At 50.0% G+C, this 24815-nt stretch carries 28 protein-coding genes; 16 read left to right on the top strand and 12 right to left on the bottom strand.

Annotation, left to right across the window (positions count from 1 at the left end):
- Positions 1-97 precede the first annotated feature (97 nt).
- Together ACLM7Z_RS08025 and ACLM7Z_RS08020 are read left to right on the top strand one after the other, a co-directional pair.
- A complete protein-coding gene (locus tag ACLM7Z_RS08025; protein ID WP_087018434.1) occupies positions 98-781 on the top strand; it encodes a DUF421 domain-containing protein in 684 nt (227 codons plus the stop codon).
- Positions 778-1158, top strand: coding sequence for a DUF4363 family protein (locus ACLM7Z_RS08020; protein ID WP_087018436.1), 381 nt, complete (start codon positions 778-780; stop codon positions 1156-1158). The genes ACLM7Z_RS08025 and ACLM7Z_RS08020 overlap by 4 nt, the downstream gene beginning before the upstream one ends.
- 54 nt (positions 1159-1212) lie before the next feature.
- Here ACLM7Z_RS08020 and ACLM7Z_RS08015 read toward each other — a convergent pair whose 3' ends face one another.
- The 3 genes from ACLM7Z_RS08015 to ACLM7Z_RS08005 all read right to left on the bottom strand — a co-directional run bounded on the left by ACLM7Z_RS08015 (position 1213) and on the right by ACLM7Z_RS08005 (position 3301).
- Complete coding sequence (locus ACLM7Z_RS08015) at positions 1213-1623, bottom strand: hypothetical protein (RefSeq protein WP_087018438.1); 411 nt, start codon at positions 1621-1623, stop codon at positions 1213-1215.
- A 126-nt stretch (positions 1624-1749) separates the two neighbouring features.
- Positions 1750-2901 carry a D-alanyl-D-alanine carboxypeptidase family protein gene (locus ACLM7Z_RS08010; RefSeq protein ID WP_435645767.1) on the bottom strand — a complete coding sequence of 384 codons (1152 nt, stop codon included), beginning with the start codon at positions 2899-2901 and terminating at the stop codon, positions 1750-1752.
- A gap of 160 nt (positions 2902-3061) precedes the next feature.
- On the bottom strand, positions 3062-3301 hold the full coding sequence (locus ACLM7Z_RS08005; protein WP_242969801.1) for an HPr family phosphocarrier protein: 240 nt from the start codon (positions 3299-3301) through the stop codon (positions 3062-3064).
- A gap of 122 nt (positions 3302-3423) precedes the next feature.
- Between ACLM7Z_RS08005 and mtaB the strand changes: the two genes are divergently transcribed.
- Complete coding sequence (mtaB, locus tag ACLM7Z_RS08000) at positions 3424-4719, top strand: tRNA (N(6)-L-threonylcarbamoyladenosine(37)-C(2))-methylthiotransferase MtaB (RefSeq protein ID WP_273349117.1); 1296 nt, start codon at positions 3424-3426, stop codon at positions 4717-4719.
- A gap of 407 nt (positions 4720-5126) precedes the next feature.
- Here mtaB and glgB read toward each other — a convergent pair whose 3' ends face one another.
- Positions 5127-7085 carry a 1,4-alpha-glucan branching protein GlgB gene (gene glgB, locus ACLM7Z_RS07995; protein ID WP_435644835.1) on the bottom strand — a complete coding sequence of 653 codons (1959 nt, stop codon included), beginning with the start codon at positions 7083-7085 and terminating at the stop codon, positions 5127-5129.
- 285 nt (positions 7086-7370) lie between these two features.
- Here glgB and ACLM7Z_RS07990 point away from each other — a divergent pair, with 285 nt between their 5' ends.
- Positions 7371-7805, top strand: coding sequence for an acyl-CoA thioesterase (locus ACLM7Z_RS07990; RefSeq protein ID WP_273349116.1), 435 nt, complete (start codon positions 7371-7373; stop codon positions 7803-7805).
- 162 nt (positions 7806-7967) lie between these two features.
- Entirely contained in the window at positions 7968-8219 is a 252-nt protein-coding gene (locus ACLM7Z_RS07985; RefSeq protein ID WP_087018450.1) for a DUF6061 family protein, read from the top strand.
- Positions 8220-8270: 51 nt separating this feature from the next.
- Here the strand turns inward: ACLM7Z_RS07985 and ACLM7Z_RS07980 are convergent, their stop codons facing one another.
- The gene (locus ACLM7Z_RS07980) at positions 8271-8582 is read right to left on the bottom strand and encodes a helix-turn-helix domain-containing protein (protein ID WP_087018452.1); all 312 of its coding nucleotides are present in this window, start codon (positions 8580-8582) and stop codon (positions 8271-8273) included.
- Between the two features lie 563 nt (positions 8583-9145).
- Between ACLM7Z_RS07980 and ACLM7Z_RS07975 the strand changes: the two genes are divergently transcribed.
- The 3 genes from ACLM7Z_RS07975 (at position 9146) to ACLM7Z_RS07965 (ending at position 11997) form a co-directional block, all read left to right on the top strand.
- Positions 9146-9271 carry a hypothetical protein gene (locus ACLM7Z_RS07975; RefSeq protein ID WP_435644834.1) on the top strand — a complete coding sequence of 42 codons (126 nt, stop codon included), beginning with the start codon at positions 9146-9148 and terminating at the stop codon, positions 9269-9271.
- Between the two features lie 38 nt (positions 9272-9309).
- Positions 9310-9531 carry a hypothetical protein gene (locus tag ACLM7Z_RS07970; RefSeq protein ID WP_435644833.1) on the top strand — a complete coding sequence of 74 codons (222 nt, stop codon included), beginning with the start codon at positions 9310-9312 and terminating at the stop codon, positions 9529-9531.
- A gap of 84 nt (positions 9532-9615) precedes the next feature.
- The gene (locus ACLM7Z_RS07965; protein ID WP_435644832.1) at positions 9616-11997 is read left to right on the top strand and encodes a type I restriction endonuclease subunit R; all 2382 of its coding nucleotides are present in this window, start codon (positions 9616-9618) and stop codon (positions 11995-11997) included.
- A 72-nt stretch (positions 11998-12069) separates the two neighbouring features.
- Here ACLM7Z_RS07965 and ACLM7Z_RS07960 read toward each other — a convergent pair whose 3' ends face one another.
- The 4 genes from ACLM7Z_RS07960 to ACLM7Z_RS07945 are packed head-to-tail and all read right to left on the bottom strand — an operon-like array spanning position 12070 to position 15593.
- Complete coding sequence (locus ACLM7Z_RS07960; RefSeq protein WP_435644831.1) at positions 12070-12918, bottom strand: patatin-like phospholipase family protein; 849 nt, start codon at positions 12916-12918, stop codon at positions 12070-12072.
- Positions 12919-12955: 37 nt separating this feature from the next.
- The gene (locus ACLM7Z_RS07955) at positions 12956-13717 is read right to left on the bottom strand and encodes a 4Fe-4S binding protein (protein WP_435644830.1); all 762 of its coding nucleotides are present in this window, start codon (positions 13715-13717) and stop codon (positions 12956-12958) included.
- Between the two features lie 15 nt (positions 13718-13732).
- Positions 13733-14575 (bottom strand): nitroreductase family protein, encoded by an 843-nt coding sequence (locus ACLM7Z_RS07950; protein ID WP_435644829.1) that lies wholly within the window; start codon positions 14573-14575, stop codon positions 13733-13735.
- Positions 14576-14591: 16 nt separating this feature from the next.
- Positions 14592-15593: an NADP-dependent oxidoreductase gene (locus tag ACLM7Z_RS07945; RefSeq protein WP_435644828.1), complete on the bottom strand. Its 1002-nt coding sequence runs from the start codon at positions 15591-15593 to the stop codon at positions 14592-14594.
- Between the two features lie 182 nt (positions 15594-15775).
- Between ACLM7Z_RS07945 and ACLM7Z_RS07940 the strand changes: the two genes are divergently transcribed.
- The gene (locus ACLM7Z_RS07940; protein WP_435644827.1) at positions 15776-16222 is read left to right on the top strand and encodes an Rrf2 family transcriptional regulator; all 447 of its coding nucleotides are present in this window, start codon (positions 15776-15778) and stop codon (positions 16220-16222) included.
- Between the two features lie 48 nt (positions 16223-16270).
- On the opposite strand, the gene ACLM7Z_RS07935 is transcribed toward ACLM7Z_RS07940, so the two are convergent.
- From ACLM7Z_RS07935 to ACLM7Z_RS07925, 3 genes are all read right to left on the bottom strand, one after another.
- On the bottom strand, positions 16271-17461 hold the full coding sequence (locus ACLM7Z_RS07935) for a hypothetical protein (RefSeq protein ID WP_435644826.1): 1191 nt from the start codon (positions 17459-17461) through the stop codon (positions 16271-16273).
- Between the two features lie 32 nt (positions 17462-17493).
- Positions 17494-18129, bottom strand: coding sequence for a DUF6076 domain-containing protein (locus ACLM7Z_RS07930; protein ID WP_435644825.1), 636 nt, complete (start codon positions 18127-18129; stop codon positions 17494-17496).
- A gap of 185 nt (positions 18130-18314) precedes the next feature.
- Positions 18315-18611 (bottom strand): hypothetical protein, encoded by a 297-nt coding sequence (locus ACLM7Z_RS07925; RefSeq protein ID WP_435644824.1) that lies wholly within the window; start codon positions 18609-18611, stop codon positions 18315-18317.
- 173 nt (positions 18612-18784) lie between these two features.
- Here ACLM7Z_RS07925 and ACLM7Z_RS07920 point away from each other — a divergent pair, with 173 nt between their 5' ends.
- The 7 genes from ACLM7Z_RS07920 to ACLM7Z_RS07890 all read left to right on the top strand — a co-directional run bounded on the left by ACLM7Z_RS07920 (position 18785) and on the right by ACLM7Z_RS07890 (position 24770).
- Positions 18785-19171, top strand: a complete 387-nt coding sequence (locus tag ACLM7Z_RS07920; protein ID WP_435644823.1) for a CHC2 zinc finger domain-containing protein — start codon at positions 18785-18787, stop codon at positions 19169-19171.
- 202 nt (positions 19172-19373) lie between these two features.
- Entirely contained in the window at positions 19374-20669 is a 1296-nt protein-coding gene (locus ACLM7Z_RS07915; RefSeq protein ID WP_435644822.1) for a DNA primase family protein, read from the top strand.
- Between the two features lie 423 nt (positions 20670-21092).
- Positions 21093-21344, top strand: coding sequence for an LLM class flavin-dependent oxidoreductase (locus ACLM7Z_RS07910; RefSeq protein ID WP_435644821.1), 252 nt, complete (start codon positions 21093-21095; stop codon positions 21342-21344).
- A gap of 459 nt (positions 21345-21803) precedes the next feature.
- The gene (locus tag ACLM7Z_RS07905) at positions 21804-23021 is read left to right on the top strand and encodes a plasmid recombination protein (protein WP_435644820.1); all 1218 of its coding nucleotides are present in this window, start codon (positions 21804-21806) and stop codon (positions 23019-23021) included.
- Positions 23022-23038: 17 nt separating this feature from the next.
- Positions 23039-23308 carry a hypothetical protein gene (locus tag ACLM7Z_RS07900; protein WP_055080158.1) on the top strand — a complete coding sequence of 90 codons (270 nt, stop codon included), beginning with the start codon at positions 23039-23041 and terminating at the stop codon, positions 23306-23308.
- 77 nt (positions 23309-23385) lie between these two features.
- Complete coding sequence (locus ACLM7Z_RS07895; RefSeq protein WP_435644819.1) at positions 23386-24192, top strand: recombinase family protein; 807 nt, start codon at positions 23386-23388, stop codon at positions 24190-24192.
- A 29-nt stretch (positions 24193-24221) separates the two neighbouring features.
- The gene (locus ACLM7Z_RS07890; protein ID WP_435644818.1) at positions 24222-24770 is read left to right on the top strand and encodes a DUF4368 domain-containing protein; all 549 of its coding nucleotides are present in this window, start codon (positions 24222-24224) and stop codon (positions 24768-24770) included.
- Positions 24771-24815: the final 45 nt, after the last annotated feature.

Here is a 24815-nt window from a genome sequence, read left to right as displayed (position 1 = left end):
GATGTGACAGATACAGGAAATCTTTCGCGCGGGATGCATGCTTTTGCGCAATGTGTGAAATACTGTATCCATATCCGTTTTGGCGAGGTGATTTTGCTTGTTTCTGCTCTTTCTGCGCACACTTCTGGTCTATGCCGCTGTCATCGGCGGGCTGCGGTTTACCGGGAAGCGGCAGCTCGGCGAGCTTTCCACCTCGGAATTTGCCGTGACCATTCTGGTTTCCGAGCTGGCATCCATCCCGCTTCAGGACACCGCCGTTCCGCTGCTCGGCGGCATTGTCCCGCTTGTGACGCTGCTCGCAGTAGAAGTCCTGCTGTCCTGTCTGTGCCGTCGCAGCCGCCGTGCCCGCCGGCTGTTGTGCGGCAATCCATGCGTCGTCATCCGGGATGGGACGTTTGACACAAACATGCTGCGCATGCTCCGGCTCGCGCCGGAGGACATTCTGGAAGGTCTGCGCATTGCGGGTGTGACACGCATGGAGGATGTGCGATATGCCATCATCGAGACCAACGGACAGCTCAGTGTCATCCCGCGCGCTGCACAGCAGCCGCTGACGCCGGATGACCTCCATATGCAGCCCACAGAACAGGGTATGCCACTGGTTGTCGTGTCTGAAGGGAAGCTGGTTCACTACAATATCCGGCAGCTGTACAGGACAGAGGACGAAATTATCCAATTGTGCCGCGAACGGGGTGCCGATTCCCTGGACAGCGTATTTCTGCTGACATTGGATGACTGCGGCAATGCTTTCCTCCAGCTGCGCGGCGGTGGGACATCATGAAGCGGTTTTGGGCAGCCGTCGTGCTGCTGGTTTCCGTCGCCGCAGGCGGATTGTATAACCTTTCCTCCGTTTCCAGCACAGTGCACGACATCTCCGCCACACTCACGCAGGCACAGAATGCTGCACAACAGGAACAGCTTTCCACCGCCGCACAGCTGACCGCGCAGGCACACGACGACTACCAGCAGCACGAAGCATATCTGTCCGCGGTCATCGGTGAAAAGCTGCTCGATGAGGTGCGTCTGGGCTTTGCGCGCACACAGGCCGGCGTGCAGGCAGGTGACTGTACGCAGCTCGCGCTCGAACTGGCCGGGCTGCGGCAGGCAGTGGATGACCTGTTGCGTGCCGAAGCCATCGGGCTGAAAAACATTTTCTAAAACAAGAAAAAGCCCGCCGGATACACAATCCCGCGGGCTTTATGGTCAATTGAATTACAGGTACTTCTTCATCACGTCACTGGCAGAAGCCGCGTCGCCGGACAGAGCAACGGTAAATTCTACGCTGTGCTTGGAAGAGAACTCATCCAGAGCCAGAATGAACTGATCCGCATCCTCCGGCTTGTCATCACATGCAACCTTGTACAGGCTGTCGATGAAGATCTTGGTGATGTCGTAGTTTCCTGCATGAATGCCGGCCACGAAGCCAAGAAGCGAGGAGTAATTTGAAACACTATAGTCCTGAACGTTAATCAGTCGAGCCTTGTGAGAAATGTCAAAGTTCAGCTGATTGCCCTTTGCGATGCAGACGATGGAGCCCGGCTCCTGTGCTGCCGCCTCGTTGACGAGATCGATAATGTTCTTGGTCTTACCGCTTCCGGTAGCCGCCATAATTAATTTAACCATTTTAGTTTTCCTCCCAATCTACTATGAGGTTGTTACAATGGTATCATAAATTGCAAAAAATTACAACGGATTTTGTAAAGAAAACCGAAGGTTCCGCTGCAAGATTTACAGTCCTGTAAAAAATTTTTAAAATGCCTGCCGTTTCATAAGCAGATATGCGAGCAAATCGCGGTAAATCGCAGAAATTCCCTTGCGCGCAACGTCTTCCGCTGCCACAATATCCCGACGGGCAATTTCCTCCTCTCCGCGCCGCAGCACGACCTCTCCCAGCTTTTCGCCCTGTTTCACCGGTGCCTGCACGCTGTTCTCCTGTATGATCTCCCGCTCAAGACCTTCCGCGCCCGCCTTTTCCATCAAAATCGGTGCGTCATCGGCGAGCTGTACGGATACAGACGACTGCATGCCCAGCTCAACCGGCACGCTGTCCAGCTTCTGCCCGTCCTCCAGAATATCTGCCATCGCATAATTGGCAAAGCCATAATTGAGCATCGCGGTGATGTCTGAATTGCGCGATTCCTTATCCGGTTCCCCCAGTACAACCGCAATCAACCGCATGCCGTCGCGCTCTGCAACAGCGGAAATACAGTATCCCGCTGTACTTGTATAGCCCGTCTTGAGCCCGATCATACCATCATACAACCGCAGCATTTTATTGGTATTGGCCAGACCAAATGCGCCGTCACGCACGGTATCCATCCAAATGGAAGTATACTCCAAAATCTTTTCATGGCGCAGAAGTTCGGCGGAAATTTTGGCGAGATCAGCTGCCGTCGTGCGCGTCTCCTCCCCATCGGTATCCAATCCGTTCGGATTGACAAACGTCGTACCCGTACAGCCCAGTTCCTTCGCGCGCTCATTCATCATGGAAACAAAAGTCTCCTCGCTGCCGCCCAGATGCTCTGCAACAGCAACTGCCGCGTCATTTGCCGACGCGACTGCGATGGATTTGAGCATATCGTCCAGCGTCATTTGTTCGCCTTCCTTGAGGTAAATCTGCGAACCGCCCATCTCCGCCGCATGTGCCGACGCCGTTACAAGATCATCCAGCGACGCCTTTCCGCTGTCAACCGCCTCCATTGTCAGCAGCATCGTCATAATTTTTGTCACTGATGCAGGTGGAAGCGCCTCGTCCGCATTCTGCTCGAACAGCACCTGCCCGTCTTCCGTCGTCAGGATCGCAGATTTTGCCTTGACTTCTCCCAACCCGGCAGCGGACGCCGGAACGGATACTGCCAAAAGGCAACACACCACGGCGCCAATCACACAGATTCGTTTCATCCTCACACACCAGTCCTCTCCGGCACAGCCCCTTCTGTCGCATCTTTGTCTTCCCCTCAACCATATGCGGCGCGGCGGCACGCCATGCCGATTTTGCGCGCAAAAAAGCCGCCTGCACCGCAGGCGGCCCTCTGCTTCAGGCAGCATGTCTTACTTTTTCCTATCGTTCGACCATCATCGGGCGGAGATACCGCAAAAACGGCTCCGCACTATGTCTGTCTGTATAGATATCCACACGGATCGGCGAGGACAAATCCAACCCGAACAGTCCTACCATAGACTTTGCATCTGCTACATACCAGCCGGATACGAGGTCAATATCAAACGGCATGCGTGTTGCTGCCGCATTGAGCTCTGCCAGATCATCCAATCTGTCCAGACGAATCCGAACCTTAATCATCTGCATGTACCCCCCATTGTATCTCTTTGTAAAATTTATTATAATATTTTTGTTTGAAACAATCCATGCCTGGAACCAAAAGTTCACAGGGAGTTTACAGGCTTGATACACGGAGGACTATCATGAAATTCTGCTTTGCCACGCTCGGCTGCAAGGTAAACCAGTTTGAAACGCAGGCGCTGGCGCAGCTCGCGCAGGCGCGCGGGCACACACTGGCACAATCCGGCGCTGATGTGTGCATTTTAAATACCTGCACCGTTACATCATCCGGCGATCACAAAACCCTGCGCGCACTGCACAAAATGCAGCGGGATAATCCGGATGCCGTTGTCGCACTCTGCGGCTGCTTCGCGCAGACCGAACCGGAACGCGCGGCACAGCTGGACGGCGTAGACATTGTCTGCGGCACGGCAGACCGCGCCGCTGTGCTCACGCTGTGTGAGCAGGCGGTGCAGAACCGAAAAAAAATCTGTACCGTATCGGATATCCGCCAGAAGCGCACCTTTGAGGCGCTGCCCGCAGGCGTCCTGCCCGGGCATACACGCGCTCTGCTCAAGATACAGGATGGCTGTGACAACTACTGCACCTATTGCATCATTCCGTATGCACGCGGGCATGTCCGCTCACTCCCTCTTGCGCAAGCTGTCGAACAGGCTCAGCGACTCGCGCAAAACGGCGTACGGGAAATCGTTGTGACCGGTATTGAAATCGCAAGCTATGGACGCGACCTGCCGGATCAGCCGGATTTAACTGCACTGACTGCGGCGCTCTGCCGCACTGTACCACAGGTACGCATCCGACTCGGCTCACTGGAGCCGCGTATGGTCACACAGGAATTTTGTGACACGCTATGCGGTTTCCCCAACCTCGCGCTGCATTTCCACCTGTCCTTGCAGTCCGGCTGTGACGCAACACTGAAGCGCATGCACCGGCGCTATACAACCGCCCAGTACCTCGCCTGTGTTGAGAGCCTTCGGAAAGCATTTCCATCCAGTTCGATCACAACCGATGTGATTACCGGCTTTCCCGGAGAAACCGAACAGGAATTTGCACAGACAAAGCAGTTCCTATGCCGCTGTGGGTTTGCGGCTGTACATGTATTCCCCTATTCCGAACGCGCAGGTACGCCCGCCGCATCCATGCCGGATTCTGTGCCGCAGACGGTGCGCGCACAGCGCGCAGATGAGCTGCGCACCCTTGCGTTCGGACTGACCAGTGATTTTCTGCGCGACTTTGTCGGAAAGACTGTTCCCGCCGTGCTGGAGCATGCTCGCGCAGACTGCCAGCCCGCACACAGCCGCTGGCATTTTGCCATCGAGCTCCCGCTCGGCTGCGGCAATCAGGGCGACGAAATCGATGTTGTCCTGACAGAGGTCTGCGGCAACAGCATGCGCGCCATACCGGCGAAAAAAGACTGAATATCCATCAACCAGATATCTTTCGTTATTTTAAACCTAATGAACCTAGGCCTGTCTGGTTACGGTCTTTTGCATTTTTCATTTGGTATGCATAAGTATCTTATCAGACAATGTGCGCAAAGATCGGTGCAACTCCATCATCCGTTATCTTTGCAACATAAATCTTCTACAATTCATATCTTCAACTGGAAGTTACCGCCCATCTATTTTTTCGGCAAGGCATCACTTGCTGCGAACATATTCAGACTTATAATCCCCACATCTTTTCTGTTTTCCTGTCCTTTTACCGACATATCACATTTCTTCTTTGCTATATCAAAAAAGCATCGCTTATGCGATGCTTTTTCGACAAGTTGCCAGCTGGCAACAGCCTGCCAGCCGGGTTTATCTGTGTGAGAACAAAGAGATCAGAACTTAAATACTGCCACACCGTAAGCCGGGAGCGGATATTCAAACGAGAACGGCTGTCCGTCACATTCACTCTTTTCAGACTTGTAAATCTCCGGCGTCGTATCGCCTGCACCGCCAATTTCCGGCGCATTTGTGCTCAGAATCTTGGTATAACGCTTTTTCTTCGGCACACCGACACGATAATCCGGACGGTCAACCGGAGTGAAGTTGACAACAAACAGCAGGTTATTGCGTTTCGACGGAGAATAACGAACAAAGCTGAAAATGCTGCGATCTCCATCGTTTGCATTGATCCACTGGAAGCCATCCCATGTGTCATCCATCGCATACAGCGCCGGATATTTCCGATACAGCGTCAACAGCTGGCTGACAAACTCCGACAAGCCCTGATGGCGCGGATCCTTCAGGCAATCCCAATCCAACTCACGCGCTTCGCTCCATTCGCGGCGCTGACCGAATTCCTGACCCATGAACAGCAGTTTTTTGCCCGGATGGCCGAGCATGAATGCATATGCCGCCTTGAGGTTTGCAAATTTCTGATCCTCATTGCCCGGCATTTTCTCGATCATCGAACCCTTCAGGTGAACAACCTCGTCGTGCGAAATAACAAGGACATAGTTCTCGCTGTACGCATACGTCATCGAGAATGTCATCTTGTTGTGGTTGTACTTGCGGAAATACGGGTCACACTTCTGATATTCCAGGAAGTCATTCATCCAGCCCATGTTCCACTTGAGGTCGAAGCCAAGTCCACCGTCAACTGGGGAACCGGTGACCTGCGGCCATGCGGTGGATTCCTCCGCAATCATAACTGCACCTGGGCGGCGCTGATGTACGATGGAATTGAGGTGGCGGAAGAACTCAATTGCTTCCAGGTTCTTGTTCTCACCATACTGGTTTGCAATCCACTGTCCATCCTGCTTGCCGTAGTCGAGATACAGCATTGATGCAACGGCGTCAATGCGCAGACCGTCAACATGATATTCCGTCAGCCAATACAGTGCATTGGCAATCAGGAAGTTCTTGATTTCATTGCGCCCGTAATCAAAAATCTTAGTACCCCAGTCCGGGTGTTCGCCCTTCTTCGGGTCGCCATATTCATACAGCGGATAACCGTCGAAATTGGCAAGGCCGTGCTCATCGCGCGGGAAATGTGCCGGAACCCAGTCGAGAATGACACCGATTTTATTCTTGTGTAAGTAGTTGACAAAGTACATGAAATCTTTCGGTGTACCATAGCGGGAGGTCGGCGCATAATAGCCGGTAACCTGATAGCCCCAGGAGCCATCGAACGGATGCTCGGCAACACCGATCAGCTCGACATGGGTATAGCCCATTTTTTTGAGATAGGCGACCAGCTCAGGTGCCAGCTCACGGAAATTGTAATATCCCGGGTCATCCTCATCCTTCGGCTCATGCTTCTTCCAGGAGCCCGGATGAAGTTCATAAATCGCCATCGGTTCCTTCTTGAACTGGAAGGTCTTGAGCGCTTCCATCCAGCGGGTATCTGCCCACTTGAAGCCATCAATCGAGGCAACCTTGGAAGCCGTACCCGGACGCAGTTCTGCGCTGAAGCCATACGGATCGGATTTCAGGACAGTTTTGCCTTCCTGCCCGGTAACAGCGTATTTATACAGGTCACCTTCCTGCATGCCCGGCACGAAGATTTCATAAATGCCGAGCGGCTCAAGTCGTTCCATCGGGGTTGCCTCCGGATCCCAGCCGTTGAAATCACCGGTCAGGCAGACACTTTTCGCATTTGGTGCCCAGACAGCAAAATAAACGCCCTTCTCGCCATCCTTTTCCGCGGCATGTGCGCCCATTTTTTTATAAATTTCATAATGAACGCCCTGGCCGAACAGATACTGGTCAAATTCCGTGATAAATGGAACCTGTGCAGCCGGCTGTTCTGCCTTCTGTACCGGGCGCTTTCTCGTACTCTTTTTCTTCTCCATGTGACATTCTCTCCTTATTATCAATTGCCTGCGTTCTGCTAAAGCCCTCAGTTTTTATCTACAGAACGCGGAAGGTCGATTCACACCGTTTGCTATATTATAATATGTTTCCGCGCATTTGTAAATTATAAACAAAGTATTTTCTCAAATTACCCGAAAACTCATACACATTTTCTCATAAGTGTGGAAAAAAACCGGTCGAATCAAAAAAGTTCTTCCATTCCTCTGTTCTTTTTTCCAGAAAAAGTGTATGCTAAAGAAAGCAAAAAAGCAGGAAGGGATCACATGGACAAAATATTTTCCTATCAACACCGCATACAGTATTATGAAACCGATGGTATGCGCATCGTACATCACTCCAATTATATCCGCTGGATGGAGGAAGCTCGTACCGCAATGATGGAGCAGCTCGGCTATGGCTATGACCGGATGGAACATGATGGCATTTCCATCCCTGTGCTGTCTGTCAGCTGTGACTATAAAGAAATGATGCACTTTGGACAGACCTGCCGCATCGAGGTGCGCGTGACAGCAGTCTCACAGGTGCGCATGGCGGTTGCCTATGAATTCTATGATGTCAAAACCGGGCATCTGTGTGGGACCGGCACAACGAGCCACTGCTTTGTCGGACAAAACGGACGTCCGGTATCGCTCAAAAAGAAGCTGCCGGACATTTATGAGCTGTTTTGCAGCACACTCTATACACCGGATGAAGCATAAAAAAAGTCCTGAATCGGTTGGCTTAACAGTGATAAGGAACTAAATCGCTTATCAACTGTTAGCTGACGGTTTTCGGGTGCATACGAAACTCCCGTCTGATTCCTAACAGGAATTAGGCAGGAGTTTTTCTTGTTAACAGAGCTTATATTGGAGGATAGCATTATGAAAACATTACTTTCTTGTGAATTTAACATGGATACCGGCTGCGTTGAACTAAGATATTCTGACGGCAGCATGATTTCCATTAACTGCACCGATGTTGAGGCTGAGGTTGCGAATAGCCGTTTCCAGCGTTCTGAACTGGATTGGCTTATTTACAACGACCCGCTGTCCTATGCGGAATTGATTTTGAATGGTGATCCAGAAAAATACTTACGAATCGTCACGGAGATACCACAGTCAGATTTCGATTGATAAGCAAAACCGCCAGAGGCACATCCATGCGATGCTGCTTCTGGCGGTTTTTTACATTTTGTCAATCAAAGCAAACACTACGGCTTGTTGCTCTTCACTTAATCTCGACCATCGTTTCAAGAGCTCCCTTTGTGAATCGGTTAAAGAAACCGGTGAATCTTCTTCTGCAAATAGCTGAGAAAGCGTGATGCCAAAAGCCATGCAGATTTTTTCCAACGACGGAATAGTGGGAACCATATTCTTGCGGTACCACGAGGAGATCGTAGACTGCGGCAAACCAGAGCGTTCTGCAAGCTGATACTCCGTCCAGCCCCGATCCTCTCGATATGTGGTTATGGCAGAGAGAATATCTTTCACCTGCATCACCCCTTTGCTTGTGTTTTTCGTAAATTATACTTTTATTTGTCGTTGCCTTTTAATAATTCTAATCGTATAATTTTAACGATATACACAAGCAAAAGGAGAATGATTTCAGTGAGACAGAAGAGCTGCTTCTTTATTGGGCATAGAGAAACATCGGAAGAAATTTACCCAGTGCTATGCGCCGTTGTTGAGGAGCATATAGTCCGCTACGGTGTTACTGAATTTATTGTTGGTCGTTATGGATGTTTTGACGGTCTTGCCGCATAATGATTTATAAGAAAAAGTCATTACTTTTATTTGGTTTTTTATCTTGCGAAAAGTAATGACTTTGTGTTAAAATTAAGATGAAACTTTGAGTACAGAAAGAGAAAAAGTCAGACTGACGTATTGCTCCTCAGGTGATAATTTTTCAGAAGCCTGCAGATTTCAAAACCTGCTGTGGAGATTCGACAAGGAAATGAGCAAAAGAGCGTGGGGAGACGAAATTCCACATGCTCCAAGCATTCACCGGGAACATGGATGGTACTTACCAAACGATGATTAACTGTAAGAGGGTGAAAGAAATGACCAGAGAGGAACTGAAAGAGCAAATTGATGAGCTAATGAGGCAGTATGCCGATGAAGAAATTGATGGGGATACCTATGCACAAAAGATGATGGAATTGACCACGTCCGCTCAGAATGACTAAACTCGATTACTCGACAATAAGTGAAAGGAGGCGAGATTATGCAGATGTGTCCATATTGCGATAAGGTTTACGATGAGTCTGAATATAGCCATTGCCCATATTGCTCTGGTGAATTATCCGACAAAGAGGGTGAAAGATACTTTAAGAACTGCCCGAATTGCGGTGGTATTATGTACTGGGACGGAGAGTGGGAATGCACTAATTGCGGCGAAACCGTCGATTCTGATGAAGATGACAACGATGGAATCATCGAAGGATAACCGTAGTATCCTACTCAAGATAATATTATAGAAAAAGCGCCTCACCGCTGGCATCAAAACCAGTGGTGAGGCGTTTCTGCGTCTATGGATTTATGCCTGTACTTCCTGTCCGTTCTTGAAGGTGAAGCGGATGTCGTTGATGCTGTAGACGGTGGCGAAGTCCACCATGCTGTGCCAGCTTTCAAGGGAGAACTCCGTCAGTGCATCGGGCATCTGTTCAAAGGCATTCAGGAAGGTTCCCATGTTGGCGCTGGCCGTCTGCTTTTCCTGAATCTCTGCGGTCACTTCTTCCAATCGGGTCTTGGCCTGGTCGAAGCGCTGCACCAAGCTGTCGTAGCGTTTCTGGTATTCGGTCTGGTTCGGAGCAGTGCGGGAAGCGGAAAATCTAACTCTATTTCTTGGCTGGCGCATCACCTGTCTAACCTGCACGACAAAAATGACAAGGTTGTATTCAACGGCATCATTGTGATTACAGATCGTCTCGTATTGGACAAACAGCTTCAGGATACCATCTACCAGTTTGAGCACGTGGAAGGCGTTGTAACTAAAATCGACAACAACGCCGCACAGCTGGCAGATGCTTTGAACACAGGCAAGAAAATCATTATTACCACACTTCAGAAGTTCCCGTTTATCCTTGAAAAGGTAGATGATTTAAGCGGCAAACGGTTTGCGGTCATTGTGGATGAGGCCCATTCTTCCCAGACCGGAGAAGCCAGCAAAAAAATGAAGGCGATCCTGGGAAACGCTGAGGGGCTAACGGAAGAAGAACAGCTCCAAAAGGTTGCGGATGAGGAGGCCAAGGAAGAACGCAAGCAATCCGACAGCGAGGATGAAATCGCAAAAGAAATGGCTACACATGGTCGGTTGCCTAACCTGTCCTTCTTTGCCTTTACCGCAACACCCAAGGCAAAAACGCTGGAGATGTTTGGAATCCCGGATGCAAGCGGTATTCCTCATGCTTTTCATATTTACTCGATGAAGCAGGCCATTCAAGAAGGGTTTATTCTGGATGTTCTGAAAAACTACGTGACCTACGATACCTATTTCAAAATCGGCAAGAAAATTGCCGATGATCCCCGCTATGAAAAAAGCAAGGCGAATAAGGCGCTTGGCAAATTTTTAAGTCTGCATCCGCATAATCTGGCTCAGAAAACTCAGATCATCGTAGAACACTTCCGCACTATCACCAAAGACAAGATTGGCGGCAAGGCCAAAGCAATGGTAGTGACCGGCTCACGCCTGCACGCAGTCCGGTATTATCAGGAGTTTCAGCGTTACATCAAAAAGATGGGATACGAAAATGAGCTGGGTATCCTGATCGCATTTTCTGGGACTGTCCATGATGGCGGCGAGGAATACACCGAAGTTAGTCTAAATGGGATAAAAGAAAGCGAACTGCCGGAAAAATTCCACAGCGGCGAGTACCATGTGCTTTTGGTTGCGGAAAAATACCAAACTGGGTTTGATGAGCCGTTGCTGCACACCATGTTTGTAGACAAAAAGCTGAGCGGTGTAAAAGCTGTTCAAACACTTTCCAGATTGAACAGAACCTGCTTCGGAAAAGATGATACATTTGTTCTGGACTTTGTAAATTCTGCCGAGGATATACGAGCCGCTTTTGCCCCCTATTATGAAGAAACAAGTATTGAGGAGACAACAGACGCCAACATCGTATATGAATTGAAATCCAAATTGGATGAATTTCGTGTGTATTGGCAGAGTGAGATTGAGGCCTTCTCTAAAGCATTTTTCAAGCCTACCAAGAAACAGGGAAATATGGATTTTGGCGTACTCAACAGTTTCCTTGACCCGGCAGTGGATCGGTATAACGGTTTGGATGAGAACGAGCAGGAAGAATTCAAGTCTACCCTCGCAAAGTTTGTTCGTACCTACACGTTCCTCACCAACATCATCCGATTAGATGATGCCGACCTGCATAAGTTCCATGCTTACGCAAAATTTCTTCAGAAGAAACTGCCAAAGCGAGAGGGCGGCGGTCCTATTTTTCTGGATGATGAAGTATCGCTCCAATATTACCGGGTTCAGAAGATTTTTGAAGGGTCTATTGCGCTGGAGCAGAGTGAGCCGTTGCCCAATAAACTTCATCCCGGAAAACCGAAGCCAGAGGAAGAAAAGGCTCCCCTGTCTGAGCTGATTGATAAAATCAACGAAAAGTTTGGCACAGAGTTTACTAACATCGACAAGGTCTTGGAACAAATTGTTTCTGATATGGATGCTAACGAGGAATTGCGTGTCCAGGCTCGCAACAATTCACAAGAACATTTCCGTTTTCCCTTTAACGATGCGTTTATGGACGTGGTTATCGGACGCATGGCACAGAATCAGCAATTCTGCGAAAGGGTTCTGGATGATGCCAAATTCGGAGATACCGTTCGTGATTTGTTGGTGGGTGTCGTCTATGAACGATTGCGGAGTTCCACGGGAAGTGAGAGTCGGCTTTAAGTCCTTGTTTATTTAAGCAGAAAATACCGCCACCCAGTTTCCCGTTGAAGAAATAGGGTGGCGGTATTTTCCTTATTTTATGGCGAGCAGAAAGTCCGAAATCTTTTTCCCGTCTGCATACCCCTTATCGTATAGACGTTGTAGAGAAGTCCTATCTTTTTTTAGGGTGCTGACACCACAGGTATCGTCCGGTGAGAGGATGAGAGCTTTGCCCTGCCGGACATATTTCTGTGCCGCCGATACGCCTTCATTGTATCTTTGCGCCCGCTGACACAGCTTTTCCGCAGCTTTTGGATACTTTTTTCGGATGCGTGCAGCCAATTTTTCATCTTTATCTGCGGTTCTCAACTCGCCCTCTGGCTTGGTGAGGATGACAACAACCTGGTCGCATCCCAGTTGAAAGGCTTTTTCCACCGGAACCGGATCACCCAAAGCGCCGTCATAATACGGGATGTTCTTCACTTCATACGGCTTACAAACAAAGGGGATTGCACAAGAAGCCTTAAAGATGCTGTAATCATCTTGGCTAATATCTGTCTTATCGAAACACTTCGCCTGTCCGGTTCGAGCATCTGCTGCAATTACATAGAATTCCATCGGGTTATCCCGCAAGGCGCAGTAATCCAAGGGATTTTCTCCGTTTGAACAACTCAGCGTCCCATACACATAATCCATATCGATAAAAGATCGCTTGAGGATGAAATTCCCTACACTCATATACTGCTTGCGAAATGCGTATTCCATATAGAATTGATGGTTCCTTCCTCTTTGACCTGCTGCGAAGGACGCCAGGTTTGCACTCCCTGCTGAGATTCCGATTCCCAAATCAAAATGAATGTCGTGATCCATACAATAGTCGAATATGCCGACGGCATAGATACCTCTCAGCCCGCCGCCTACATCTATCACGCCTGTTTTCATACTATATTCTCACCTTCCAAGCGGGATGTTTCCAACATCAAAGGAACAGCTCGCATTCTTTCCGCTCAGAGCAAACCTTCTTCAGCATCAGGCTGGCCGCACAGAGCATGACAGGATTGATCTTGCGAGCACCCTGCGGACATACAGCGATACAACGCATACAGGAGATGCACGCCTTCTCATCCACTTTCTTCGGGTCTTTCTTGTCGATGGCCTTCACAGGACACTCTGCTGCACAGACCCCACAGTTGGTGCACTCCTTTGTTGCTTTGGGCACCATACCAGCTCCTCCAGCTTTCTTATAAGGACGATTACCGGGCATCGCAGGTTCTGAAGTGTCTGCCGTAGAAAGCTTATGCTGAATCTGTTTGGCAAAATCGGAAAGCTGTGTTGCGTCCTGTGCATCAGGCCGACCGGCGGCAAACTGACGGGCGATGGAATGTTCCGCAATGGCGGCAACTGCCGCAATCACCTGAAAACCAGCCTGCTTTGCGGTATCCTCCAATTCTACCAACGTATCCTCATAGGCACGGTTACCATAAACACAAACCAGAACGGCTCGGGCACCGTTGCCATGTACCATGCCCAGCCGCTCTACTGCTACAGCGGGAACACGACCACCATAGGACGGCACGGAAATGACTGCTACATCCTCTTTTGTCAGTGAAACGGCATTAAAATCCTGCTTGCTGTCGGTCAGATCAACGGTGGTTACATCCCCCTCCAGTGCATCGGTTAAATAGTCGGCCACCTTTTTTGTTCCGCCCGTGGGACTGAACACGATGTCATAAAGTTTCATCAGAATATCCTCCTTTTACTCGGCAATACGCCAGGAAATCATGTAATGTATGTTCTCAGGAAGGTTTTCATCTTCCCGGGCCATCTGTTCAAAGGCTCCAGTCAGCCCCAGCTCCAAAGCTGTCTGATGGAAATGGGACAGAGCAATGCCCAGATCCACCTGTTTGATGGTTTCCTCTCCTTTGGAAAGTCCGGGTTTATAATCCGTATAAAAGTGATAGGCGTTTTCGGTTTTACGCACCCGCCAAGGCTGGGCATTTTTTGCCGAGGGAGCCAACCGCACCATTTCCAGCGGCTGAGCATAGGCTCCGGCCATGTTCTTGGTAAGCGGAGTGCGAAAATCCGCCTGATAGAATAGCTCTTTCCACTCTTTTCGGGAAGAAGATTTCATGGTGGAGCGCATCAGGTTTTCCGTCAGGCTGCGTTTGGCTGCGGGATAGCCTACCGGTGAAATCGCCGGAAACAGTTCGTCCTTTGGAATCTTCATGGCAGAAGCAAAGCCGTCCCGGTTGAAGGTCGCAGCCAACCACACCGTACCCAGTCCCATATGTGTGGCTAACAAGATGAGATTTTCAAATTCATATCCGGCCGCCAAGGGTGCCAGCTTTGTATCCGGGATGGAGATTCCCAGGAAAGTGCTTGCTCCCTTGATGACGCCGTAGGTTCCCATCTTTTCCCCATCTGCATTCAGTTTCTGATCAATGATGTATGTATGAACAGGAACATCAAAGGGATTATCCAGCTGTTTCATACACATAAGCAGGGCTTCTCGATCTTTGGGTAGCAAGGGCTTACTCTCATAAGTGCGGACACTGTGCCGTTTTTGAACGGTTTCTACAACAGGAATGGACAATTTCATTGTATTTCACCCTCTCTCACAGCTGAATCATAACTTTGCCGTTGAGCTGACCCTTAGCCACAAGCTGTAATGCCTCATTGGCCTGATCCAGAGAAAAAACACGAGAATCGACGGCAGGCTTGACCTGTTGCTTCTCCACAATCTCGGTGATTTTTTGCAGCTGTGCCCCATTGGAACGGACAAACACAAACCGATATTCTTTGCCCTGCTTTTGAGCAGCCTTGTCTAATTTACTGCCCGCCAGGGTGAACAGCTGTTTTTTTAGGACGCCAAACTGATGCCGCAGGGCAAAAGCTTTATTGGGTCCAGTTCGCAGGCTCACCAACCGCCCGCCTTGTTTCAGCACTGCTAATTCATGTTCAAATTCAGCAGGACCCAGGGTATCGATCACATGGTCCATATCAGACAACACTTCCCAATAGTTTTCTGTCTTGTAGTCGAGATACCGGTCAACTCCCATGGCAAGAAACTGCTCTTTCGCCCGTGCGTTGCCTGTCACAATCACTCTCAGTCCCAGCGCCTTGGCGATAGGAACCGCCATCTGACCGAAACTGCCCGAGCCGCCGGGAATCAGAATCGTTTGACCAGGCTTTGCTTCCAGCTCTTCCACGATAGCCTGATAGGCCGTCAAACCGGTCAGCGGGATAGCAGCGGCAGTATTGAAATCATACCCCTCCGGCATTTTGGCAACGGCATCCTGCTCGACCGCTACATATTCTGCAAAGGCACCAATTTTGCTGATCGGCAGGCGGGTGTAGACTCGGTCTCCTTTTTTGAATCCCTCAACCTTGCTGCCTACCTGCTCCACAATACCGGAGCATTCATTGCCCAGTGTCAGGGGCATCGGATAATCCTGAATCAGTTTTACGCTTCCTGTCAGGATCAGCAGTTCCACTGGATTAACTGCCGCAGCCTTTACCTGAATCAGTACTTCAGAATCTGAAATCTGAGGCTTCGGGATGTCTCTCAGGGTCGTATTGATTTCTTTTGAGTAGTTTTTGATTTGGACCGCTTTCATATAAGACCTCTCTGCATGAATTTTGTTTTATAGAATCTCTCTTGCTTTTTTTCGCAAGAACCGATAAAATATTAGATGTAATACATAGAATTACATCTTCGTTAGTTTAGCACTTGTTAGATGTAAAGTCAATAATTACATCAATAATAACCTGTTTGTTTTTGAAAGGATATAGAGTTTCTATGCAGATCAGTATAAAATGTTCCGTTGCGGTTCACTGCCTGATTTTTATCCATGAAGCGAAAGGTATTGCAAAAGTGACCAGCAATCTTTTGGCTGAAAGTACAGGGAGCAATCCCGTTGTAATCCGCAACATTCTCAGTGCCCTGAAAAAGGCAGGGCTTATTACGGTGCCCCGTGGGACCGGCGGTGCAGAATTGTGCGCCGACCCATCCCAAATCACCTTATACCAAATCTATTCTGCACTGGAGCCAGATGGCGTGACCTCCATCATTGGAATTCATCCCTGTGATGGCCGCCCTTGTCCGGTTGCACAAAATATTCGCAAAGTGCTGGAGCCGCCGTATCATAAAATTGAAGATGCCGTCAAGGAAGCGATGGAAGAAATTACGCTACAATCCATGATTGATGATTTTCATGGCATAGTTCAGCAAAGCTCTACCACCTAAAGGAGCTTACAATAAAACACAGCCATGGCAAATACCATAGCTGTTCTATCATTGAATGATAACTGTACTATTTTGCGAAAATGAGATGCTATTGGGACTTAACAAGCACTGAATAATTTGCTTTGCAAATTTCTTGCTTACCGTCGTATCCCACTCCGCCAACCGGATGATCTCCGCTGTTCCGGCCTCAAAATCAAATGAAATCTCGCCCCATTCGCCGTCGTTGTCCACCTGGTAGAGGTAGACAGCGGCGGCGATTTTCTTTTTGCGTTTGGTCTGGGATTTGCGTTTTAGGCGAATCATGTGAAGCACCCCGGCTTCTGCCAGCAGACAGGCCAAATGATCCACGGCTTTGCGGTAGGCTCGTTCTGCGCCGCTGGCCGTGCTGCCCTCAAAGAGGACTGCCAGTTCTTCAAAGGTCAGCCGGGTGCTGATGGGGCTGACCCGTCCACAGGTCATACAGATGGCGTTTCGTTTTTCCAAAAGGGTCTGCTCCCGGTAATTCAGCTTTTCAAATGCTTCTCGGACAGCTTCAGCCTGGATGCCGTTCCATAGAATCTCCGCATAGTCCCAATGGTCATCTCGGCTGACATCTTCGCCGGTTTCTTCGCTGTCCTCGTCCTGCACGGTCTGATAAAATGGAACACGGCTTCGATTTTGTTTGGCCAATGCCAAAAACTTTGCTGCGGTTTCCTCGGTACAGCCGTTTTTCTGAGCATATTTCTGGATCGCCGCCTGCTCAGACTGGCCGGATTGATTATAGAGCCATGCAATCCCACGCACGGCCTTGTACTCATCCACATTTTCAAAGGAACCGCCCTCCTCCTGCATCCGGCAGATTAAAAGGGCATTCCCGATAAAATGATGGGCATAGGTCAGAAAATCCGCCCTTTGTGCGGGATCGTATTCCCGGAGACAATCCAGCATGGCAAGTACACAGCCTATTTTGTAGTCCAAAAAGCGTTCTGGGTCATAGCAATCCAGCCCCTCCCGCAGCAGGAAACGGCGAACACGGCCATTAAGCCGATTTTCATAGCAGTGCAGGAAAAAGGAGAACCAGCATAGTTCTCGGCTCTGCACGGCCTTAATGATATAATCATTCAGATTTTCATGGACAGGCGGTTCCGAGTCAAGCTGAAAGATACGTTCCACTTCCCGCATGGTCAAGCCCTTGGATTCCGTCAGAAAACTGTATTTTGCACAGTAGCCGGACAGCTCCCATATCCACGCTGTATCCATTTTCCCTCACCGCCTTTCTGATGTTTCGCAGCTTATTTCTTTTGTACTGCTTCTAAAAGTGCCTGCTGGGTCATTTCCTGCTCATAGACAGTGCAGGCATAACGCTGATCTGAGAGCGCACGGAGCATCTTATCTTTTGCCAGCTTTTTCATCGCCGATGCAACTCCTTCATCCAGCTTTCCCCGGCGGGTACTCTGCAGGATGGTATTCATGCGCCGGTTATAAATTGCCTTGATGGGATGATCGTCGGCAAGCTCCCGCTGTTCCCGACCCCTTAGATTGCCAATTTGCCGACACGTCCGTCCACGCTGGTCACCGGGGGCCAGACCGCCGCAGTATTTGGTATGCCGTGCGTCAATGGTAAGAAACCATCTGCCGCAGATGAGGCATTTCTTGGGCGCATGGCCCACACAAAGTCCCTCAAACAAATCGGAACGGAACATCCCCACAAAGGAGACATAGTGCATCCGCTTGACCAGCTGTGGCTCCGTCTTTCCGGGCCGAGTGGCGGCTACATACTGCACCGAAGCATTGGTCAGGGTCATCCAGGCCGGGTTATCCAGCGATAAAGTTGGCTCGCCTTTGAAGAACTGCCCGAACATTGCCGCATAACCGTCCGGGGTACGGTCATAGCCTGGTTCATTCAACCGCTCTGCAAATTTCGTCAAGGCTCCCTTATATTGCCCCCAGAGAATAACTCAAATGCCCCAGCACCTGCGCTATTCGGATGAGCATTGTTGCCTTGCCGTGCTGACCAGTCAAAGCACAGATTAGTTGCTCCTGCTGAGTAAGCTGTAAATAGGCTTTGGTGTCCTCCATATATTCTTCGGAAAAGATGGCTGCAAGTTTTTGCTCAAAATAGCTTCGATTCAGGCGGGAGAACGGTGGCGTGGCCTGCAAAAAAGGAGATGATCTCGCCAGCGGCCTGCTGTACCTGCGGCAGCAGCTCCATATCCACGGAACCGGTGTTCATCCCCTGAAGCAGCTGATTCAGCACATTGCAGGGAGTATCCAGCTTTTCAATGGTGCTGTCTGGGATGTTCAGCACCTCGCAGCCAATGGTTCCTGTGGGCATGGTACACCCCTCATAGGTCACGGTGTCCTGCCAAAAATCCAGAGATAAAACCGCATGGTTGATGATCTGATCCATCTTCTCCCTCCTGTCATGTTTTTCTATTTTCATAATAGCACACAACAAAGACTTGGTCATGTTTTTTGAAAACGGCTTGTCATGCCATTAGCCTGTTTTTTTCGATTTTCCCCATAACCTATACAGAGGAGTGAGAAAACTGCCCCATCAAAAAGGAAATGGAGGAAATCTGTATGAATCTGTTTGAAGTGGTGAAAGCCAGTATCAACACACGGGAAGCAGCGCAGGCGTATGGAATCGACGTCAACCACCATGGCATGGCGCTGTGCCCGTTCCACAACGACCATCACCCCAGCTTGTATGTATCGGATGACCACTACCACCGTTTCACCTGCGGAGAACGCGGGGATGTAATCGACCTAACCGCCAAACTGTTTGACCTTCGGCTGTATGATGCGGCCCAAAAACTGGCGTCGGACTTTCACCTTGAGCCGGACAAGCCCTTGCCGGAAGCCATTCGCCGGAAAATGAAACACAAAACCAAAGCACAGCAGCTTCGTGAGAACGAGCAGCTGTGCTTTTCTGTTTTGAACGAGTATCGGAGGCGGCTTCTGGATTAGGAAAAACGGTATGCGCCGCAAGCGCCGGAAGATGTGTTGGACGAGCGGTTTGTGGAAGCCTGCCACAGGCTGCCCTGGGCAGAGTATCAGCTGGACATCCTGCTGCAAGGCGATTCCTATGAACGAGGCGAAGTAGTGAGTGAACTAACGGCAGGCGGATTTATCCGCAAATTACAGACCTGCCTGAGAGAGGAGCGATACCATGAACAACCCTGTTTGGATCGATGATAAGGGGAAAATCGTTGAGCCGGAATACTGCCGGGATTTTCTTACCCGGCATCCAATGCGCTGTATCAACGAACGCTTTTATACTGTGGATGGACCGTTGACGGATGAGAGCAAATTGAAGCGGACGATTTATGAGGAAATCTCGCCCTGGCTTCATGCCAAGGTCGCACAGACGGTGGAGCAGATGATCAAGGCGTTGAAGCTGGCGGCATACGCAGACCCTTTGCCCCTGCAATGTGACCGCATCCATGTGGCGAACGGCACTTATTTTCTGGACGGTACATTTACAGAGGAAAAAGAGTATTGCGGCAACCGCCTATCGGTGTCTTATCGGGCAGATGCTCCTGCACCGCAACACTGGCTACGTTTTCTTTCGGAACTGTTGGAGCCGGAGGATATTCCCGCTTTGCAAGAGTATCTGGGCTACTGCCTGATTCCCTCCACCAAGGGACAGAAAATGCTCATGCTGATTGGCAAGGGCGGCGAGGGCAAAAGCCGGATCGGTGTGGTGATGAATGCCATTTTCGGGCTCAACATGAACACCACTTCTATCCAGAAGGTAGAAAACAACCGTTTCGTCAGAGCCGATCTGGAGGGCAAGCTGCTGATGATTGACGATGATCTGGATATGAATGCCTTGACCAAGACCAACTATGTAAAATCAATCGTGACAGCAGAACTGCGGATGGATTTGGAAAGGAAGAAAGAACAGAGCTATCAGGGACAGCTTTATGTACGCTTCCTCTGCTTCGGCAACGGGGCATTGACTGCGCTTCACGACCGCAGCGACGGTTTCTTTCGCCGCCAAATCATTCTGACCACCAAGGACAAGCCTGCGGATCGGTTCGATGACCCGTTTCTTGCCGAGAAACTGATTGCCGAAAAAGAGGGGATCTTCCTCTGGATGCTGGAGGGACTGCGGCGGTTGATCGCTAATCACTATCACTTTACCATTAGCCAGAGAGCCAGGGACAATATCTCTTCCGCTGTTCGGGATGCCAATAACATTCTGGACTTTCTCGATTCTGAGGGTTATGTGGCATTCAAGGCCGATTATGAATCCAGCACCAAAAATCTGTACGCAGCCTATAAGCGGTGGTGTGAGGACAACGCAGAAAACCCACTGTCCCCAAAGAGCTTTGCAAACCAGCTTAGCCAGAACGCAGAACGCTACCATTTGGAACCGGTCAGCAATCTGCACATCGGCGGCGGAAAACGGTGCCGGGGGTATATGGGCATTTATGTTCTGCTCTCGCCTATGGAGTTGTAATGAAACTTCAAAACCTTCTGTTCGTGCGTTCATGCGTTCCTGATCGGGTGCAGCCTTTGGAACGAAGGAACGCACGAACACAAAAATTCAAAGTTTATTTTTATATTGTTCAGCTCAGATACTTCCTAAAATAGCCGCTTTCCTGTCAATGATTGTGCAAACAGTGAAGAACATTACCGTAAGCAGAATACAAATCATCATTCGGTGATTTGCGGAACAGTGACGCTGGTATGCGGAAAGGTGGCTATTCTTGCGGTTTCGCTTGCAAGCCCACTTAATGGCAAAGTCGATGGGGTGCTGTTGCGAACAGTTCTTCATGGACATAGTCCGGAGCATTTTTTTGAATATTATCTGTGTTTGTCGAGTCGTGCAGTGAGTATGCTCCCCGGCAAACTAATTTTACGAAAGAATGAGGTATTTTCTATGAAATCCAATTTAAGAAATAAAATCAAGTCGTTCATCGTGCGTTCCGGCTACACGATGCAGGAAGTCGTTGACCGGCTTTCCGAGGATTATGGCTGGAGTGACAGCGTTTCCAACCTGTCCAACAAGCTCCAGAGAGAGTCTCTGCGGTATGTGGAGGCGGTACAGCTTGCCGACGCCCTTGGCTATGACATTATTTGGGGACCCCGCAAGAGTGAAACTCTTGTGGGGAGAGGAGGAGCAGCGAAGTGAACGAGCTTTTGTGCTTGCACAGAAGCGAGCGATACGGAACTTGTGACGACGAGGCAGAAGCGGAGGGACAAATGATGCCTGCCGTTCCTATTCTCCGTATCTCTCGTCCCCATGGCAATACCGCAGTATTGCTATGGACGGGCGGCGAAAACATTCGATTTTTCGCTGCCGCCGGATGGCTGATGTTTCGCAAAACATCGGCTGTCCGGGCTGAACAACAGGAAACGATGCAGACGGTTTCCGGGCAGTTCAGCAGGGGTCATCGCAATGACCGCAATTCTCCCTCGGAGAGCCCACGGCACTTTGCAGCCCTCTGGGATGAAAGTGTCATAGTGGGTTATTACACTTCCCGCAGGAAGTGCATCCCCGTCCCCAAGCCGTCTGCCACGCAACAGAAAGGAGCTGATTTCCATGGCCAGAAACGACGGAATCGACCGCACCTTTGCCCGTAACTAGGACTTGCCCACCCTTGATGATGTGGCGAAGGTTCAGGAGCATAACGAACGAGAAAAGAAGAGCTACTCCAACCAGGATATTGATACCACCCAGACCTACCGGAATATCCACTTCAAAGCCCCCACCGGCAGCTATGCTGCCATGTTCGATCAGATGATTGCCGATGGGGTTATCTCCACCCGTGGCCTGAAATCCGATGCGGTGAAATACGGGGAAATGATTTTTGATGTGAACTCCGCTTACTTCCACAATCACGGCGGCTATGAATACGCCAAGCAATTTTACACCGACGCATATAACGCTGCCGTAGAGATCGTGGGCGGTGAGCAATATATTCTCTCCGCTGTTATGCACGCCGATGAACGCAACCGAGCTATGTCAGAAGCTCTGGGGCAGGATGTGTACCACTACCACCTTCATGTGGTCTATGTCCCGGTGGTGGAAAAACAGATTCTCTGGTCGAAGCGGTGCAAGGATAAATCCCTTGTGGGTACAGTCAAAGAAACAATCATGCAGGTCAGCCGGAGCAAAAAGTGGGAATCCAAAGTTGCTCTGGATGAGCAGGGCAATCCGCTTCTGACCTCCAAAGGCAAGAAAGTCCTGCGGACATCGTACAGTGTCCTGCAAGACGATTTCTTCAACTATATGAAAGCTGCCGGATATACCGATGTGGAGCGTGGAGAGCGTGGCAGCACCGAGGAACATCTGACTGTGACCCAGTTCAAGGTGGCACAGGAGCAACAGCGGCTGGAAGCTGTGACTGCTCAAATCACTCAGTCAGAGCAGGCGCTGGACACCGCACAGGCAGCCGTTGAGAAAAAACAGAAGGAGCTGCAATCCCTGCAAAAGCAGACCAAAGAACAGCGTACTGCCGCCCTGACTGTGCAGGAAATCCGCTCCATGGGGAAAAAGACGATCACCGGCAACATCACTCTGACCCCATCCGAGTGCAGCACGCTCAAGGATTATGCGGTCAATGGAATTCTTGCCAAGGCGGAAAACAGCCGCTTGGAAGAAAAGCTGCAACAAGCGCAAAAGAGCGCCGCTGTCTGGAAACAGCGATATGAATCGCTGAAAGAACAGGCACGGCCCTATCTGGACGCTGTCAAGCTCGCACCCGAAAAGGTGCGGGCTTTTCTTGACGCCATTTTGACCCAGGCCCGGCAAACAAGGCAGCACGATCAACCTTCCCGCCGCAAATCGCAGAATATGGAACTTTAATTGATGGAGGAAACTGCATGAGAAAATACAAAGATTTTATGAGTGAACCTGACTATGGTTATATCGACATTGAATCTTGCTTTGACCCAATTTTTGAGCCGCCGATTGATTTTCTGGAAGAATGCCGGAAACGCTGGGAAAACCGGATGAATCCGTTCACCGGTACGGTGGAACGGAAAATCGGGAATACCTGGTATCTGCTGGAGACTGTATGTGACGGAAATGAGCCGCTTACCCACAAGGTAAAACGGCTCATTTTTTCGGATAAGGAGGTGCTTTGTTCATGACACAGACTCAAATTCATGCTACAATATCACCATGCACACCGATTCTGTCAGCTGAGCCAACCGTAAAGGAGGACGCTATGTTGGATCAGCAGAAAATTACCATCCTGTACTGCCGCCTCAGCAATGAGGATGCGCTGGATGGAAAATCAAATTCAATACAGAATCAAAAAGAGTTTTTAACCCGGTACGCAGCCGAGCATGGCTACACCAACCTGAAAATTCTGGTGGACGACGGATATACGGGAACCAATTTTGACCGTCCCGGCGTACAGGAAGGCTTTGCACTGGTTAAGCAGGGGCTTGTCGGTTGCTGGCTGGTCAAAGATCTCAGCAGGTTTGGCCGAGATTACCTGACCGTTGGGCAGTACACGGACATCATTTTCCCCAGCTACGATGTACACTTTATCGCCGTCAACGATGGTGTGGACAGTGAACGAGGCGACAGCGACGGCTTTGCCGCTATTCGTAATTTGTTCAACGAATGGTATCCACGGGACACCAGCAAAAAAGTCCGGGTCGTATTCCGTCAGAAAGGCACCAGCGGAAAGCATCTGGGAAAACCGCCCTATGGCTATCGCACCGATCCCGCCGATAAAGACCATTGGATCATTGACGAGGATGCCGCCCCAGTAGTCAAGCGCATCTTTGACTTGGCCATTGACGGCAAGGGGCCGGAACAGATTGCCCGTATACTGGAGCAGGATAAGGTGTTGACTACCAAGGCGCTGTATGCCAAACAGTCGGAAAACCATCCTGACCCCAAAAAGCGGAAGAAGATGCCGGAGCGTCCTTACCATTGGATTGCTCAATCGGTTGCGGGTATTCTGGAACGGATGGAGTACACCGGCTGTACCTGCAATTTTAAGACCTATTCCAAGTCCTAACCCGGGGAGATGTACTGCGGGAACTGGTGTTGGAGCGCATTCAGGCGGTCAATGCCTATATCTGGCAGGACGTGGAGAGTTTTCAGGAGGAGTGGCTGCAATGCCGTCGCTCCGATCAGGAACGCAACATCCGTGAAGATCGGAAGCGAGTGGAGCAGGCCAAGAAGCGGCTGGCTGACTTGGATGTTCTTCTGTCCCGACTCTATGAGGATTTTGTCCTGGGCGATCTGAGCAAGGAGCGGTACAAGAAAATGACCGCCGATTACGAGGCGGAACAGGAACGGTTAAAACTCGAAATTGAAGTGACGGAAGAATGGCTGGAAACGCAGGAAACCATGAGTGCAGATGTAGATGCCTTTGTCGCTCTGACCCAGAAGTATGTGGATGTGCCGGAATTAACACCTACGATAGTCAATGAGTATATCAAGAAGATTGAGGTGTTTGCGCCGGACAAATCCAGTGGCAAGCGGGTACAGAAGGTAAAAATCTATTTCAACTTCGTGGATGACGTAGAGATTCCTGTGATTTCCGAGCCTGTTGTTGCAAAATCTACCCTTGGACGCAGAAAAACGGCGTGACCATTGCGGTCACACCGTTCTCTGCCCCTCGCAAAGCTAAATAGT

It is taken from the genome of Butyricicoccus porcorum, from assembly GCF_051246315.1.
Lineage (GTDB): Bacteria > Bacillota > Clostridia > Oscillospirales > Butyricicoccaceae > Butyricicoccus_A > Butyricicoccus_A porcorum.
Note: the sequence above shows the minus strand (reverse complement) of the source record. Positions and strands in the feature narration are given on the sequence as shown.

What these genes read in the sequence shown, in the direction of transcription:
- ACLM7Z_RS08020 (WP_087018436.1), top strand. Translation starts at nt 778, where the DNA reads ATGAAGCGGTTTTGGGCAGCCGTCGTGCTGCTGGTTTCCGTCGCCGCA.
- ACLM7Z_RS08005 (WP_242969801.1), bottom strand. Translation starts at nt 3,301, where the DNA reads ATGATTAAGGTTCGGATTCGTCTGGACAGATTGGATGATCTGGCAGAG.
- ACLM7Z_RS07970 (WP_435644833.1), top strand. Translation starts at nt 9,310, where the DNA reads ATGCAGATGTGTCCATATTGCGATAAGGTTTACGATGAGTCTGAATAT.
- ACLM7Z_RS07960 (WP_435644831.1), bottom strand. Translation starts at nt 12,918, where the DNA reads ATGAAAACAGGCGTGATAGATGTAGGCGGCGGGCTGAGAGGTATCTAT.
- ACLM7Z_RS08010 (WP_435645767.1), bottom strand. Translation starts at nt 2,901, where the DNA reads ATGAAACGAATCTGTGTGATTGGCGCCGTGGTGTGTTGCCTTTTGGCA.
- glgB (WP_435644835.1), bottom strand. Translation starts at nt 7,085, where the DNA reads ATGGAGAAGAAAAAGAGTACGAGAAAGCGCCCGGTACAGAAGGCAGAA.
- ACLM7Z_RS07920 (WP_435644823.1), top strand. Translation starts at nt 18,785, where the DNA reads ATGAATCTGTTTGAAGTGGTGAAAGCCAGTATCAACACACGGGAAGCA.
- ACLM7Z_RS07925 (WP_435644824.1), bottom strand. Translation starts at nt 18,611, where the DNA reads ATGGATCAGATCATCAACCATGCGGTTTTATCTCTGGATTTTTGGCAG.
- ACLM7Z_RS07965 (WP_435644832.1), top strand. Translation starts at nt 9,616, where the DNA reads ATGGATTTATGCCTGTACTTCCTGTCCGTTCTTGAAGGTGAAGCGGAT.
- ACLM7Z_RS07980 (WP_087018452.1), bottom strand. Translation starts at nt 8,582, where the DNA reads ATGCAGGTGAAAGATATTCTCTCTGCCATAACCACATATCGAGAGGAT.
- ACLM7Z_RS07900 (WP_055080158.1), top strand. Translation starts at nt 23,039, where the DNA reads ATGAGAAAATACAAAGATTTTATGAGTGAACCTGACTATGGTTATATC.
- ACLM7Z_RS07895 (WP_435644819.1), top strand. Translation starts at nt 23,386, where the DNA reads ATGTTGGATCAGCAGAAAATTACCATCCTGTACTGCCGCCTCAGCAAT.
- ACLM7Z_RS07985 (WP_087018450.1), top strand. Translation starts at nt 7,968, where the DNA reads ATGAAAACATTACTTTCTTGTGAATTTAACATGGATACCGGCTGCGTT.
- mtaB (WP_273349117.1), top strand. Translation starts at nt 3,424, where the DNA reads ATGAAATTCTGCTTTGCCACGCTCGGCTGCAAGGTAAACCAGTTTGAA.
- ACLM7Z_RS07975 (WP_435644834.1), top strand. Translation starts at nt 9,146, where the DNA reads ATGACCAGAGAGGAACTGAAAGAGCAAATTGATGAGCTAATGAGGCAG.
- ACLM7Z_RS07915 (WP_435644822.1), top strand. Translation starts at nt 19,374, where the DNA reads ATGAACAACCCTGTTTGGATCGATGATAAGGGGAAAATCGTTGAGCCG.
- ACLM7Z_RS07935 (WP_435644826.1), bottom strand. Translation starts at nt 17,461, where the DNA reads ATGGATACAGCGTGGATATGGGAGCTGTCCGGCTACTGTGCAAAATAC.
- ACLM7Z_RS07910 (WP_435644821.1), top strand. Translation starts at nt 21,093, where the DNA reads ATGAAATCCAATTTAAGAAATAAAATCAAGTCGTTCATCGTGCGTTCC.
- ACLM7Z_RS07955 (WP_435644830.1), bottom strand. Translation starts at nt 13,717, where the DNA reads ATGAAACTTTATGACATCGTGTTCAGTCCCACGGGCGGAACAAAAAAG.
- ACLM7Z_RS07945 (WP_435644828.1), bottom strand. Translation starts at nt 15,593, where the DNA reads ATGAAAGCGGTCCAAATCAAAAACTACTCAAAAGAAATCAATACGACC.
- ACLM7Z_RS08015 (WP_087018438.1), bottom strand. Translation starts at nt 1,623, where the DNA reads ATGGTTAAATTAATTATGGCGGCTACCGGAAGCGGTAAGACCAAGAAC.
- ACLM7Z_RS07940 (WP_435644827.1), top strand. Translation starts at nt 15,776, where the DNA reads ATGCAGATCAGTATAAAATGTTCCGTTGCGGTTCACTGCCTGATTTTT.
- ACLM7Z_RS07990 (WP_273349116.1), top strand. Translation starts at nt 7,371, where the DNA reads ATGGACAAAATATTTTCCTATCAACACCGCATACAGTATTATGAAACC.
- ACLM7Z_RS07950 (WP_435644829.1), bottom strand. Translation starts at nt 14,575, where the DNA reads ATGAAATTGTCCATTCCTGTTGTAGAAACCGTTCAAAAACGGCACAGT.